The sequence below is a fragment of the Vibrio sp. JZG120 genome (assembly GCF_053890955.1).
On sequence record NZ_JBSRRK010000001.1, the window covers coordinates 598,653 to 612,433 of the forward strand.

Annotated in this window: 14 protein-coding genes; 12 read left to right on the top strand and 2 right to left on the bottom strand. The window is 44.5% G+C overall.

The annotated features are described in order from the left end of the window. Nucleotides 1-17: 17 nt before the first annotated feature. The 12 genes from rbsA (at nucleotide 18) to vctC (ending at nucleotide 12,176) form a co-directional block, all read left to right on the top strand. Nucleotides 18-1,523 carry a ribose ABC transporter ATP-binding protein RbsA gene (gene rbsA / locus ACWPOD_RS02585; protein WP_456231535.1) on the top strand — a complete coding sequence of 502 codons (1,506 nt, stop codon included), beginning with the start codon at nucleotides 18-20 and terminating at the stop codon, nucleotides 1,521-1,523. Further along, a complete protein-coding gene (gene rbsC, locus ACWPOD_RS02590; RefSeq protein ID WP_006741011.1) occupies nucleotides 1,520-2,503 on the top strand; it encodes a ribose ABC transporter permease in 984 nt (327 codons plus the stop codon). Before rbsA ends, rbsC begins: the two co-directional genes overlap by 4 nt. Before the next feature lie 77 nt (nucleotides 2,504-2,580). Continuing rightward, nucleotides 2,581-3,459 (top strand): ribose ABC transporter substrate-binding protein RbsB, encoded by an 879-nt coding sequence (gene rbsB, locus ACWPOD_RS02595; protein WP_005397160.1) that lies wholly within the window; start codon nucleotides 2,581-2,583, stop codon nucleotides 3,457-3,459. 225 nt (nucleotides 3,460-3,684) lie between these two features. Then, complete coding sequence (rbsK, locus tag ACWPOD_RS02600; protein WP_005397162.1) at nucleotides 3,685-4,602, top strand: ribokinase; 918 nt, start codon at nucleotides 3,685-3,687, stop codon at nucleotides 4,600-4,602. A gap of 33 nt (nucleotides 4,603-4,635) precedes the next feature. Then, nucleotides 4,636-5,658, top strand: coding sequence for a substrate-binding domain-containing protein (locus tag ACWPOD_RS02605; RefSeq protein ID WP_005397164.1), 1,023 nt, complete (start codon nucleotides 4,636-4,638; stop codon nucleotides 5,656-5,658). 500 nt (nucleotides 5,659-6,158) lie between these two features. Then, on the top strand, nucleotides 6,159-6,890 hold the full coding sequence (gene pnuC / locus ACWPOD_RS02610; RefSeq protein WP_005397168.1) for a nicotinamide riboside transporter PnuC: 732 nt from the start codon (nucleotides 6,159-6,161) through the stop codon (nucleotides 6,888-6,890). Between the two features lie 10 nt (nucleotides 6,891-6,900). Beyond that, nucleotides 6,901-7,632, top strand: coding sequence for a nucleoside phosphorylase (locus tag ACWPOD_RS02615; RefSeq protein ID WP_243327918.1), 732 nt, complete (start codon nucleotides 6,901-6,903; stop codon nucleotides 7,630-7,632). A 132-nt stretch (nucleotides 7,633-7,764) separates the two neighbouring features. Continuing rightward, entirely contained in the window at nucleotides 7,765-8,445 is a 681-nt protein-coding gene (locus ACWPOD_RS02620) for a Crp/Fnr family transcriptional regulator (protein ID WP_006741007.1), read from the top strand. A 163-nt stretch (nucleotides 8,446-8,608) separates the two neighbouring features. Continuing rightward, on the top strand, nucleotides 8,609-9,517 hold the full coding sequence (locus ACWPOD_RS02625) for a siderophore ABC transporter substrate-binding protein (protein ID WP_456231536.1): 909 nt from the start codon (nucleotides 8,609-8,611) through the stop codon (nucleotides 9,515-9,517). A 22-nt stretch (nucleotides 9,518-9,539) separates the two neighbouring features. Beyond that, the gene (gene vctD, locus ACWPOD_RS02630) at nucleotides 9,540-10,475 is read left to right on the top strand and encodes an iron chelate uptake ABC transporter permease subunit VctD (protein ID WP_456231537.1); all 936 of its coding nucleotides are present in this window, start codon (nucleotides 9,540-9,542) and stop codon (nucleotides 10,473-10,475) included. Next, nucleotides 10,468-11,418 (top strand): iron chelate uptake ABC transporter permease subunit VctG, encoded by a 951-nt coding sequence (gene vctG / locus ACWPOD_RS02635; protein ID WP_456231538.1) that lies wholly within the window; start codon nucleotides 10,468-10,470, stop codon nucleotides 11,416-11,418. Before vctD ends, vctG begins: the two co-directional genes overlap by 8 nt. A gap of 2 nt (nucleotides 11,419-11,420) precedes the next feature. Further along, nucleotides 11,421-12,176, top strand: coding sequence for an iron chelate ABC transporter ATP-binding protein VctC (vctC, locus tag ACWPOD_RS02640; protein ID WP_395188993.1), 756 nt, complete (start codon nucleotides 11,421-11,423; stop codon nucleotides 12,174-12,176). A gap of 54 nt (nucleotides 12,177-12,230) precedes the next feature. Here vctC and cueR read toward each other — a convergent pair whose 3' ends face one another. Next, complete coding sequence (gene cueR / locus ACWPOD_RS02645) at nucleotides 12,231-12,617, bottom strand: Cu(I)-responsive transcriptional regulator (RefSeq protein ID WP_012842332.1); 387 nt, start codon at nucleotides 12,615-12,617, stop codon at nucleotides 12,231-12,233. 87 nt (nucleotides 12,618-12,704) lie between these two features. Then, entirely contained in the window at nucleotides 12,705-13,673 is a 969-nt protein-coding gene (locus tag ACWPOD_RS02650; RefSeq protein ID WP_456231539.1) for a helix-turn-helix domain-containing protein, read from the bottom strand. Nucleotides 13,674-13,781: the final 108 nt, after the last annotated feature.

Sequence of the window (13,781 nt, forward strand, 5' to 3'; positions counted from 1 at the left end):
GATATTGAGGACAGATTATGACTCAAGCCATTCTACAACTGAGCGACATTGAGAAAGCGTTCCCGGGCGTAAAAGCACTGGACAAAGCGAGCCTGAATGTTTACCCAGGCCGTGTCATGGCGCTCATGGGAGAAAATGGAGCAGGCAAGTCAACATTGATGAAGGTGCTGACTGGCATCTATCACATGGATGCGGGTAGCATCCAATATCAAGGCCAACCTGCCGCGTTTACAGGGCCGCGTGACTCTCAGGAAGCGGGCATCAGCATCATTCACCAAGAATTGAACTTGATCCCTGAACTAACGATTGCTGAAAACATCTATCTAGGTCGTGAATTTACCGGCACGATGGGGCGTATTCAGTGGGGCAAGATGTATGAAGAAGCAGACAAGTTGCTTCAACGCCTTAACGTAAAGCACTCATCGAAAACGTTGCTTGGTGATTTGAGCCTAGGTGAACAGCAAATGGTGGAGATCGCGAAAGCGCTTTCGTTTGAATCGAAAGTCATCATTATGGATGAGCCAACTGACGCGCTGACCGATACCGAGACGGAGTCACTATTTAAAGTGATCAACGAACTTCGAGAGCAGGGCTGCGGCATCGTTTACATCTCACACCGTCTTAAAGAAATCTTTGAAATCTGTGACGACATTACCGTGCTTCGTGACGGTAAATTTATCGGTGAATGCAAAGTAGCAGACACTGATGAAGACGGCCTGATCGAAATGATGGTTGGTCGTAAGTTAGAAGAGCAATACCCACGTATTGATGTGCGACATGGCGAAACTTGCCTTGAAGTGATTGGCCTGACTGGCTCTGGCGTTCACGATGTGAGCTTCACGCTGAAACGCGGTGAGATATTGGGTATTTCTGGTTTGATGGGGGCAGGCCGCACCGAACTGATGAAAGTGATTTACGGCGCGTTGCCAAGTGAGCATGGTGTTATCAACCTCGATAACAAAACCATTAACCCGGTTAGCCCACAAGATGGCTTAGCAAATGGCATCGCTTATATCTCTGAAGACCGCAAAGGCGATGGCTTGGTGTTAGGTCTCTCGGTTAAGGAGAATATGTCACTTTGTTCACTCAATCAGTTGACTAAAGGCTTCCAAATCCAACATAGCGATGAAGTGATTGCCGTGGAAGATTTTATCAAGCTATTTAATATCAAAACCCCTACGCGCGACCAAATCATTGGTAACTTATCCGGCGGTAACCAGCAAAAAGTGGCGATCGCGAAAGGGTTAATGACCAAACCTAAAGTTCTGATTCTCGATGAGCCAACACGTGGCGTCGATGTCGGTGCGAAAAAAGAAATTTATCAACTCATCAACAAGTTCAAAGCCGAAGGCATGAGCATCATCTTGGTGTCTTCCGAGATGCCAGAAGTGCTCGGTATGAGTGACCGCATTCTGGTTATGCATGAAGGTCGTATTACTGGCGAATTCGATGCGAAAGACGCCGATCAAGAAAAATTACTCGCCTGTGCCGTAGGCAAAAAGATCAATGAGGAAGCAGCATGAGTACTAATACCATGAGCAAACCAACCGAAGCTAGCAACAAGAAGTTGTTCACAAAAGAGTGGTTGATTGAGCAAAAATCACTGATAGCACTGATTTTTTTGATTGTTGTTGTGTCATTTTTGAACCCGAACTTCTTTACGGTCGACAACATTCTCAACATTCTTCGTCAAACCTCAGTGAATGCCATTATCGCGGTAGGTATGACACTGGTTATTTTAACCGCAGGCATCGACTTGAGTGTTGGTTCCGTACTGGCGCTATGTGGTGCCTTTGCGGCAAGCATGATTGCGCTTGAAGTCCCGGTGCTGGTGGCGGTTCCGACTGCTTTAGTCGCAGGTGCAGCGTTAGGTGCAATTAGCGGCATCATCATTGCTAAGGGCAAAGTACAGGCCTTTATCGCTACGCTGGTTACCATGACGTTACTACGCGGTGTGACTATGGTGTACACCGAAGGTCGTCCAATCTCGACAGGTTTTACTGACACAGCTGATGCGTTTGCATGGTTTGGTACCGGCTACGCGCTAGGTATTCCAGTACCTGTTTGGTTAATGGTGGTTGTGTTCGCAGCGGCTTGGTACTTACTTAACCACACTCGCTTTGGTCGCTACGTTTACGCACTAGGTGGCAACGAATCAGCGACTCGTCTATCTGGTATCAATGTAGACCGAGTGAAGATTGGTGTATACGCAATCTGCGGTATGCTGGCAGCGCTTGCAGGCATCATCGTGACTTCTCGTCTGTCTTCGGCGCAGCCAACAGCGGGTATGGGTTACGAGTTAGATGCGATTGCTGCGGTTGTACTTGGCGGTACCAGCTTGATGGGCGGCAAAGGACGCATCATGGGTACGCTAATTGGTGCGCTGATCATCGGTTTCTTAAACAACGCTCTTAACCTACTAGACGTTTCCTCATACTACCAAATGATTGCCAAAGCAGTGGTTATCTTGCTCGCAGTACTGGTAGACAACAAAAACAAATAATCCATAACCATTAAATCCTGAATACAAACCGAGCCAGTGGGCGTGTGCTGGCTCACCCTACACAAAGGACTAGAACGATGAAAAAACTTGCAACTCTTATCTCTGCTGCACTTCTTTCTTCCACTGTATCAGTAGCGGCACAAGCCCAAGATACGATGGCGATTGTGGTTTCGACGCTAAACAACCCGTTCTTCGTAACGATGAAAGACGGTGCGGAAGCTAAAGCGAAAGAATTGGGGTACGACTTAATTGTACTGGACTCGCAAAATGACCCGAGCAAAGAACTGTCGAACATCGAGGATTTAAGTATTCGCGGTGTAAAAGCAATTCTTATCAACCCAACGGATTCTGATGCTGTGTCTAATGCGATTCGTATGGCGAACCGTTCTAAGATCCCTGTATTGACACTAGACCGTGGCGCAAGCCGTGGTGAAGTCGTGAGTCACATCGCGTCCGACAACGTGATCGGTGGTGAAATGGCAGGCCATTACATCATGGAAAAAGTTGGCGAAAAAGCAAAAGTAATTCAGCTTGAAGGCATTGCGGGCACATCGGCGGCGCGCGAGCGTGGTGAAGGTTTCATGAATGCCGTGAAGGGCAGCGATATGGATCTTCTTGCCAGCCAGCCAGCAGACTTTGACCGTACTAAAGGCCTAAACGTGATGGAAAACCTACTCGCGGCTAACCCTGATGTACAAGCGGTGTTCGCACAGAATGATGAAATGGCGCTAGGTGCACTTCGCGCCGTTCAAGCTTCTGGCAAAGACGTCGTTATCGTTGGTTTTGATGGCACGGAAGACGGCATTGCCGCAGTTAACCGTGGCAAGCTAGCAGCAACCATCGCACAGCAACCAGATCTTATTGGTGCTTTAGGTGTTGAAACGGCTGACAAAGTCTTGAAAGGTGAAAAAGTAGAAGAATACATTCCGGTGCCACTAAAAGTAGTGACTAAATAAGTTTGACGTTCAATAAAGCGTCCTAATTTTTGCTCTCTCCTCCGTTTATATCTGTCGTTTAGGAGGAGAGGGCAAACATACCCAAGAGACTTAAAAATGCAGGGTATAGATGCCTTTGACTTTTTATCGTGACTCCTTCGTTAGGAAGAGAAGTTAAAGTCATCTAATGTATTTTCCAAAATAGTTTTTCAAAAAAAGGGTTCATTCAGAACCGAGGATAACCGTATGAATAAGTTAGTGGTGTTAGGTAGTGTAAACGCTGACCATGTTCTTCAAGTGCCTTCTTTCCCTCGCCCTGGCGAAACGCTACATGGTCGCAACTATCAAGTTATCCCAGGTGGCAAAGGTGCCAACCAAGCTGTTGCTGCAGCTCGACTCAAGGCTGATATTGGCTTTATTGCTTGTGTAGGCGATGACTCGTTCGGCATCAATATTCGTGAAAACTTCAATATGGACGGCATCGACATCACAGGTGTGAAGATGCAACCAAACTGCCCAACTGGCATTGCGATGATTCAAGTGTCGGATAGTGGTGAAAACAGCATTTGTATTTCAGCAGAAGCGAATGCCAAATTGACAGCAGAAGCGATTGAGCCAGATTTAGATCGCATTCGCCAAGCGGATTACCTGCTGATGCAATTGGAAACGCCGATGTGCGGCATTGAGAAAGCCGCGCGAGTGGCGAAAGATGCAAAAACTAACGTCATTTTAAACCCTGCCCCTGCTCGTGAACTGTCAGACGAACTACTTGCTTGTATTGATGTCATTACACCAAATGAAACCGAAGCTGAAGTCCTGACGGGGGTAACGGTAACGGATAATGACAGCGCGCAAGAAGCGGCGAATGTGCTTCATAGCAAAGGTATCGAAATTGTCATGATCACTCTCGGTGCGAAGGGTGTTTGGTTAAGTCAAAATGGTAGAGGTGAGCTCATCCCGGGGTTCCGTGTTGACGCGACTGATACCACCGCAGCAGGGGATACGTTTAATGGGGCATTCGTCACTGGCCTGTTAGAGGATTTACCTTTAGAATCAGCGATTAAGTTTGCACATGCGGCGGCTGCAATTTCTGTGACCCGCTTTGGCGCGCAGACGTCGATCCCAACTCGCGAAGAGGTGGACGCGTTTCTCGCAGCACAATAGGGCTTAAACGCCTCATCAATTAGGAGTAATAACATGGCGACGATGAAAGACATCGCAAAACTGGCAGGGGTTTCCACTTCAACAGTGAGCCATGTTATTAACAAGACGCGTTTTGTGAGTGAAGAGATCTCCGAACGCGTCAATAATGCCGCAAAAGAACTCAACTACTATGCGCCATCAGCTTTGGCGCGTAGCCTCAAAGTCAATCGTACCAAAACCATTGGTATGCTAGTGACAACTTCAACCAACCCATTCTTTGGCGAAGTCGTAAAAGGCGTCGAACGCAGTTGCTATCACAAAGGCTATAGTCTCATTCTATGTAACACAGAAGGTGATAATGAACGCATGCGCCAATCCATTAATACGCTTTTGCAAAAGCGTGTCGATGGTTTGATCTTGATGTGCTCCTCGCTAGAAGGGGAGCGTATCGATGTATTTGAGCGTTATCCTGATATCCCTGTCGTGGTGATGGATTGGGGGCCGATGCTGTTTACGAGCGATAAAATTCAAGATAACTCGCTTCGTGGCGGTTACCTAGCGGCGAAATACCTGATTGATTGTGGCCACACAGAAATAGGATGTATCACCGGCCCTTTGATTAAGCACCAAGCGCAAATGCGATACGAAGGTTACAAACGTGCGATGAACGAAGCAGGCTTGGAATTTAATGCCAACTGGATAATTGAATCGGACTTCGAATGTGAAGGCGGATACCAAGCATTTATGAAAATGGCGCAGCGAGGCACCTTACCCAGCTCGATTTTCGTTTCCAATGATATGATGGCGATGGGGGTGATTAACGCCGCAAATGAGCTCAATATTAAAGTCCCGGAACAGATTTCAATCATCGGTTACGATGACATACATATCGCGAAGTTCATGTCGCCATCACTCACCACAATTCACCAGCCTAAATACCGTCTTGGGCAAGCTGCCGTGGAAACGCTTGTCCGAAAATTGGATGATAAATCAACAGAAGCGCAAGTCGTGCAATTAGAACCTACCTTAGTTGAACGAAAAAGTGTCAAGATATTAAAGTCAAGCAGCACTAGATGACCTGTGATGTTGAGCTAAAAAATCAAAAAAGTCGTTTCTCTTTATACTATAAAGCCTTACTATCACCATTGATTATAAATAAAAATATTAATTGTTGTCTGGCGGATTAGTTAAATGTTATCAAAAGGTTACGCTAAGTTCTCCGTAAAGCATCCTTGGTTTCACCGAGTTAATGTTATTGCGGTCATACTGATTTTTTTTGTGAGCTGTTATCAGCTCTTGGTGAATGAAGCATTCGAGTACGCAATTGGGTTTGTTATTACACTTTTGGCGTCAGCTTTATTTGCATCAGCTTCCGCATTCAAAAAGCGCTATTTAGGTTTGGATTCTTAGGCGCGTTAATTTCCAAGCGGTTCAATTGAGTCATTTATTGCTTTCAAGCAAATATTGAACTGAATTATGATCGAGTGCATCAAGAGGGGGACAAATGTCCTCCTTTTTGTTAGGTGTCACGCCCTAATATAGGCATATTCCCAAACAAAATAATAAAGGACATCGACATGGACCTACTTGCCTTACTCGATATAAACAACACCCTGGTTAACATTCCAATTGGCGGCGGTTACGCAATGAGTTGGATCGAAGCTTTCGGTACGGTTTTTGGATTGCTTTGCATTTGGTTTGCTAGCCAAGAAAAAACCATCAACTACTTATTCGGTTTGCTGAATGTCACTCTTTTTGCCGTTATCTTTTTCCAAATTCAGTTATACGGATTATTACTTCTTCAACTGTTTTTCTTCTGTGCGAACATTTACGGTTGGTATGCGTGGACTCGTCCAAACGCGGAAGGTGAAACGCTGGAAGTACGCTGGTTAAACAAACAGAAACTCATCGCCACTGCTTCTATTAGCGTTGTGTCTATCGCGTTGTTAACCATCTACATCGACCCCTTTTTCTTTGCATTAGCAAACATTGCTGTTGATAGCTTGAATCTATTTGGTGCAGGTTTGGCTGATCCGGTACTTGAACCTGATGCGTTCCCGTTTTGGGATGCAACCATGACAGTACTTTCTGTTGTTGCACAAATTCTGATGACACGTAAATATGTGGAAAACTGGATCCTTTGGGTTGTGATTAACATCATCAGTGTTGGCATTTACGCGACACAGGGTGTTTATGCGATGTCCGTTCAGTATGCGATTTTGATGTTCATTGCTGCCAATGGTACGCGTGAATGGGCCCGTAGCGCCAAGCGCAATGGCGATAAAACCTTAGCTCAAGCTGCAGCATAAGGAACGAAAAATGGCTAAACAACCTCATATCGGTGTTGATGAAACACAAGTCGCTTCTCTCGTCATTGTATGTGGTGAGCCAGACCGAGCTAATCGTATTGCCGCATTATTGGATGATGCAGAAATGATCTCGGAAAATCGCGAGTACCGTGTTTTTACTGGCAAATACAAAGACCAGCCTGTTTCAGTATGCAGCACAGGTATCGGCGCCCCATCGATGATCATCGCAGTTGAAGAGCTAAAACAGTGCGGCGTAACTCATGTAGTACGTGTTGGATCGGCAGGTGCGATGCAATCAGGCATTCAGCTTGGCGAGCTAATCATTGCCGAAGGTGCGGTAAGAGATGAAGGCGGATCCAAAGCGTATGTGGATTCGGCTTATCCGGCGTACGCAAGTTTTTCCTTATTAAAGGAAGTTGAGCGTTACCTGTCGGTGCAAGAGGCGCGTTATCATTTCGGTGTGGTACGTTCTCACGACAGTTTCTATACCGATGACGAAGATGCGATATGCCAATACTGGAACAAGAAGGGCGTCTTAGGTGCCGATATGGAAACCTCAGCTTTGTTTGCCGTTGGCCGATTACGTGGTCTTCATGTGGCTTCGATCTTAAATAACGTCGTTCTGTACCAACAAGATGTGAAAGAAGGGGTTGGCCAGTACGTTGATGAAGCGAAAGTAATGATGCAAGGTGAGAAGCTTGCTGCAATGACGGCGTTAGAAGCGCTGATCGCTCAGAGGTAGTCCGTACTAACCTCAGTAACTCTTATAAATCAATGAATGTAAAGCGACAGGCCACTGTCGCTTTTTTATTTGGTGTTACGGGGTACAATCCACCTGAGATAGTTATCAGTAACTTTTCTGAGAGAGCAGAGAATGAAAATCAGCCCGTATCCAACTGGCCGCTTCAAAACATACCTTGAAAAAAAGAGCGTTGCCTTTCGTGAGATGATCTATCAGTGTCAAATTAGTACGCGTTACTTTGATGCTGGGGAAGAAATTCTCCGCCAAGGTGAGCAACTTCAGTACTTATATGTTGTGCCGGTAGGTCGAGTGTCAATGAGTATATTGGCCGCGAATGGGCGACGCTTTCAATTAGGAGAGGCAAACTGCGACTACCATATCTATGGTGAAATGGAGTACTTCACTCAGACTCCTTGCCAATGGAATGTGATTGCAGATGAGCACATGCAGGTTGATGTCATCTGCATCCAAAAACTAACTGAAGCGCTACAAAAGCATCCAGAAATGATGGTGTTCTTTGCTTCAGCGTTGGCCGAAGATTATCAAGATTCTATGGATATCTATACCAATCGGTTATTGCATCCCATTACTTATAATATTGCGTATGATCTTTTCGTCCGTAATCAAACCAACACATTGCTCGGTGGCTTTGACAAAGTAAATCAAGAAGCTGAGCGATTTGGTACTTCTGGTCGTGTTTATCGACGTGCAGTTAAAGATTTGATTGAAAAGGGATTGATTGCAAAAACGGAAAACGGGTTGGAGATTATTGATGAGCTTGCACTTAAAGCATTTATCGAAGCGCATGAATGATACACCTAGATATTGCAATGAATGGTTTTTATAAGTCTTTGATATAGTTGAAGCTCGAATAAGCGTAACTAATGTAAAGTACCTTAAATTTTGTTGAATGCAGTAAAGAGTAACGTTATATTGCGAACGCGCATGATAATAGATCTCATTAAGGCTTAACAAAATGAAAAAATTCGTCGGTGCGGCTATGTTGTCGCTATTTACTGTTTCTCCTTCTTTCGCTGCTAAGGTTGTGATTGACCATTACATGGGTCAAACCGAGCTAGAACAATCACCAGATCGCGTGGTTGTGATTGGCTTTGGTCCGCTAGATGCGCTGGACAACTTTGGTATCGATCCTGTTGCAGTCTCTAACTCTTCTAATCTGCCTAGCTACCTTTCAAAATACAGCAAAGATAACTACACCTCTGCGGGTAGTTTGTTTGAACCTGACTTTGAAACCATTTACATGCAAAAACCAGATTTGATATTGGTTGGTCCGCGAGCGTCTGCGAAATATGAAGAGCTGAGTGAAATTGCTCCTACGGTCGTTTTTGCTGCGAAAGAGAATCAAGGTTACTGGGAAGGTACGCAAGCACAGTGGCGCAATATTGGTAAAATCTTCAATATCGAAGAAAAAGTAGAGCAGAAAATTGAAGCGCTAGATGCTCAATTCAAAGCAATTCGTGACTACAACCAATCAAATAACAATGATGCGTTAACGATTTTAAGCATGGGTGACAACATCAGTGCGTTTGGATCTCAATCGCGATTTGGTGTGATTTATAACGATTTCGGTTTCTTGGAAACGGTTGAACACGTGAAAACGGGCACTCACGGAGATGTTATTTCTTATGAATTTATTCGTGAAGCTAACCCGAAAAATATACTCGTAGTTGACCGCAATTCGTTAAAAGGCACGCCAGATAACGATATTCGTAAGTCCATGGATAACGACTTAGTCAAAGCAACCGCCGCATATAAGAATCACAAAATCACTTATTTAGATGTGGACGCGTGGTACTTGTCGATGTCTGGTGTGACTGCAACAGAAAAAATGGTCAGTGAGATCAAGCAAACCGTTGAACTGTAATCCAAGATAGCAGAGGTTAACTTTGAAAAAGTTATTGCTAACCCTTGTGGTTTTAAGCACGGTTTCGTTGTTTGTTGGGGTGGCAAACATGATGCCCCAACAGTTATTTTCGGGTGATGAGAAAGCGTTAGAGCTTTTCTTTACCAGCCGTATACCACGTTTATTCGCCATACTGCTTGCTGGTGCAGGCTTAAGTATTGCAGGCCTTATTATGCAGCAAATCAGCCAGAACCGATTTGCTGCACCTTCTACAACCGGTACGATCGAATGCGCCATGCTGGGCTATGTACTGAGCGTGGTTTTCTTTGGCAACGACAATCACCTTTGGCTCGTATTCGGCATCTCGGTATTTGGGACGCTGGCGTTTATTTTCTTTATTCAGCGCATTCAATTTAAGAGTGTGGTTTTTGTGCCTCTTGTCGGGATTATTTTCGGCAATGTCATCCAATCCATGACCACGTTTATCGCTTACAAATACGATGCACTTCAAAGTCTGAATGCTTGGACAGTCGCAAACTTCGCCAACATCTTGCGTGGTGATTTTGAACTGCTGTACATCGCGGTACCAATGGCTATTCTCAGCTATCTTTTTGCCGCACGGATTTCAGCCGTGGGTATCGGAAAAGATTTCGCGGTTAACTTGGGGTTAAATTATCAGCAGGTTGTCACGATTGGCGTTCTATTGGTGTCAATCATGTCAGCAAGTGTCGTGATGATTGTGGGGCAGCTGCCATTCCTTGGTCTGATTGTGCCGAACCTCGTTAGTCACTTTTATGGTGATAACCTCAAAAAGAACATTCCGCTTACGGCCATGTATGGTGCGACTTTAGTGCTGTGTTGCGACTTGGTGAGTCGTTTGATTATCTTCCCTCATGAAATGCCAATCTCTATCGTGATCAGCATATTGGGTGGTGTGGTATTCATCGCGATGTTGTTGCGAGGTAAGCAACATGCGTGATTCAACGAAAATCCTACTGCTAGGTGGCATTGCGGTACTTTTTGCATGTTTGTTTATTGGTATTGGGCTAACGGCTGACAACTACCAGTATTTTTTATCTCGTAGAGTTCCTAAAGTATTGGCGATAGTGCTAGCGGGTGTGGCTATTGCTCAGTCTTCACTTGTATTTCAAACCATTACGCACAACCGAATTTTAACGCCAAGTATCATGGGGTTTGATGCGTTGTATGTGTTGACGCAAATTTTGATCGTGCTGATTTTTGGTGGTTTGAGTACTTTAGTTCTTAACTTGTACGTCAATTTCACGATTGCCGTAATTGTAATGGTGTCGTTTTCATTATTGTTGTTTGGTTTTTACTTTTCTAAAGGAAGCAAGAACTTGATTACGTTGCTATTGGTCGGCTTGATCTTTGGCCAGCTATTTTCCAATGCAGCGTCATTTTTCTCTTTGCTGATGGATCCAAATACGTTTGCAATCGTTCAATCGAAACTTTACGCCAGCTTTAATAATGTCAAAGTGAATTTGGTTTACTTTAGTGCACCAGCTTTGATGTTTGCATGTTGGTTGCTATTTAGTATGCATCGCACTTTAGATGTGTTTTGGCTCGACCAAGACAATGCGAAAAGTTTGGGCGTCAACGTACCTAAGGTGACGCGAAATGTATTCATTATCTCGGCGGTTCTGATTGCTATTTCTACGGCTCTAGTGGGACCAATCATGTTCTTTGGTTTGCTGGTGACCAACTTAAGCCGCGAAATGTTCCGAAGTTACCAACACAAAACGCTACTGGTTGGTTGTTCGTTTCTCTCCATCAGCTCGTTACTGGCTGGGCAATGGATTATCGAGAACGTGTTCAGTTTTGAGACGACGTTGAGTGTCGTTATTAACTTTATTGGTGGTGCGTATTTCTTATACCTACTACTGAAAAACAAAGTTGTATAAATATGATAGTGATAGACAAATTAACGAAGGCCTTCGGTTCAAATAAAGTGGTTGATGAGGCCAATACTCAGTTTGAAAAGGGCAAGGTAACATCGATTATTGGCCCGAATGGCGCGGGAAAGAGCACGCTGTTATCTATGGCTTCGCGCTTAACGGAGCGGGATGGTGGTAGTGTTGTCATTGATTGCAAGGAAATTGCGGAATGGGACACTAAAGAGTTAGCGAAAAAGCTGGCGGTACTTCGTCAAGCCAACTCGATTACCATGCGATTTACCGTGAAGGAGTTGGTCTCTTTTGGCCGTTTCCCATACTCCAAAGGAAATCTGACCAAAGAAGATCATGCGGTGATTGAACAAGCGATCGACTATCTAGATTTACAAGGTATCCAAGACAAATATTTGGATGAATTAAGTGGTGGTCAGCGACAGCTTGCGTTTATTGCCATGGTGATTGCACAAGATACAGACTACGTTTTTCTTGATGAACCACTTAACAATCTAGATATCAAACACTCTCTTCAGATCATGAAAGTGGTCCAGCGGTTAGCTCATGACATGAACAAAGCCATGGTGGTGGTTATTCATGATATTAATTTCGCAGCGTGCTACTCGGATGTCATATTGGCGCTTAAGCAAGGCAAAGTTGTGGCAAGTGGTGCGGTGGAAGAGGTGATTCAGGCGTCTACGCTAGAGGATATCTACGAAACGCCGTTTAACATTATCGAATTAAACGGCAAGCGCATGTGTACTTACCACTGATCGAGCCACTGGGCTTAATGAAAGCGATTCCTTAATGAGGATAGATAGGCGAGTTTACTTGGTGAGCTCGTCTATGATTGGGCATCGGCTTTCAGCGTCTCCCGGACAAGAAGAAACCCAACCCTCAAGTTGCGTTTTGATCTCCATAAGGTGCGCGATTTTTTCTTCAACTTCTCTTAGCTTATCCATGGTTCTTGCTTTTACTTCGCTGCTTTTTCGGTTGGGATTATGGGCAAGTTGCACAAACTCTTTGCATTCTTGCAGTGAAAAGCCAGCGTTTTTTGCGCGTGATACTAAGTTAAGCTCTTGAATATGATTATCTGAATATTCTCGATAGCCAGAGTCGCTGCGCGCTGGTGGAGATATGATCCCTTTGTCTTCATACAATCGAATCGACTTAGATGAAAGCCCAGTAAGCTTTGCAACAGCACCAATATTCATGTTTAACCTCCATAACGTTTAAGGCGAGTATATACCGATGTTGCGGATAAGACACTCCTAAATAACAGTCAGTTACCTGGGGCCTCTTTACTCTTTTATCACTTCATGCGGTGGTACACCAAATACCTTTTTGAAAGCGCAGGTGAAGTTGGAAGGGTGGTGGTATCCGGCTTCATAAGCCGCTTCCGTGATCGTCACTAGGCCACGTTCCAAGTGTTGCCTCGCAATCTCAAGGCGACGAAAGCGAATATAACCATTTACGGTCATATTCAGTGATTGTTTAAATCGGCGCTGCAGGTTTGAAACGCTCATTGAAAACACGCTTGCCAACTTTTCTAAGCCTAGTTCTTGCTCAAGGTGAGTTTCTATATAGCTAACAATATCCTCTATTCGACCATCTGTGTGCCGTTCAAGGTTATTTTTATTAGCGCTGAAGTGCTTGGGGATTTGTTCAGTCGCTTGATGCAAAATTTGATAGATCAAGCTTTCAACTTCCAACTTATCTTGGAATTCTTGTGGTGTTTCTCGGCTTGTCAGCGTTTCAGCTAGTTCGCATAACGCCTGATTAAGCTCTAGAGGATGAAACGCCTGATGAGAGTTAAAAAAGGACCGATGACGACAGGTTTGGTCAAGGCGAGCCTCTAGCCACTGGGGCTTAACCAATATGTTGATCTTATTAATGAGGTTATCTTTGAGCAGTGAACGACGAAAGTTTGCAGGTTTGAGTAGGTTTACCACGACACCTTTAGGGCCGTCGCTTGCGTCTAAATCAAATTGCAAATCGTCGTAGCCAAACGAGAGCTTACCTTCTAAAAGAATAGTGACCAACAGTGAGGCGTGTGCAGTAGAAACAATATGTGAATCAACAAGCTCTAGGCAACGTCCACCATGAACAAAGATTTGATCATTGTACTGATATGATAGGAATTTGCCTTCTGCCAGTTGAATTTGACAAGGTTGACCTTGCGTGACGATCCACTGCTTTTCTGTGGCTTCCAGTTTTTGGGTTAAAGCGATCTTGGCAATTCTAGTTCGTTTTGGTGTGACTTCCTGCATTTGACACTTCCTCATAACACTTGTGCGATTTCGCATAATCAAATCGCCTTTGTATTTATAAAACTCATGCTTATTATACCTGAGAATTATTATCATTAATATTTAGGA

Coding starts and splice junctions, on each gene's coding strand:
- rbsA (WP_456231535.1), top strand. CDS start 18: ATGACTCAAGCCATTCTACAACTGAGCGACATTGAGAAAGCGTTCCCG.
- rbsC (WP_006741011.1), top strand. CDS start 1,520: ATGAGTACTAATACCATGAGCAAACCAACCGAAGCTAGCAACAAGAAG.
- rbsB (WP_005397160.1), top strand. CDS start 2,581: ATGAAAAAACTTGCAACTCTTATCTCTGCTGCACTTCTTTCTTCCACT.
- rbsK (WP_005397162.1), top strand. CDS start 3,685: ATGAATAAGTTAGTGGTGTTAGGTAGTGTAAACGCTGACCATGTTCTT.
- ACWPOD_RS02605 (WP_005397164.1), top strand. CDS start 4,636: ATGGCGACGATGAAAGACATCGCAAAACTGGCAGGGGTTTCCACTTCA.
- pnuC (WP_005397168.1), top strand. CDS start 6,159: ATGGACCTACTTGCCTTACTCGATATAAACAACACCCTGGTTAACATT.
- ACWPOD_RS02615 (WP_243327918.1), top strand. CDS start 6,901: ATGGCTAAACAACCTCATATCGGTGTTGATGAAACACAAGTCGCTTCT.
- ACWPOD_RS02620 (WP_006741007.1), top strand. CDS start 7,765: ATGAAAATCAGCCCGTATCCAACTGGCCGCTTCAAAACATACCTTGAA.
- ACWPOD_RS02625 (WP_456231536.1), top strand. CDS start 8,609: ATGAAAAAATTCGTCGGTGCGGCTATGTTGTCGCTATTTACTGTTTCT.
- vctG (WP_456231538.1), top strand. CDS start 10,468: ATGCGTGATTCAACGAAAATCCTACTGCTAGGTGGCATTGCGGTACTT.
- vctC (WP_395188993.1), top strand. CDS start 11,421: ATGATAGTGATAGACAAATTAACGAAGGCCTTCGGTTCAAATAAAGTG.
- cueR (WP_012842332.1), bottom strand. CDS start 12,617: ATGAATATTGGTGCTGTTGCAAAGCTTACTGGGCTTTCATCTAAGTCG.
- ACWPOD_RS02650 (WP_456231539.1), bottom strand. CDS start 13,673: ATGCAGGAAGTCACACCAAAACGAACTAGAATTGCCAAGATCGCTTTA.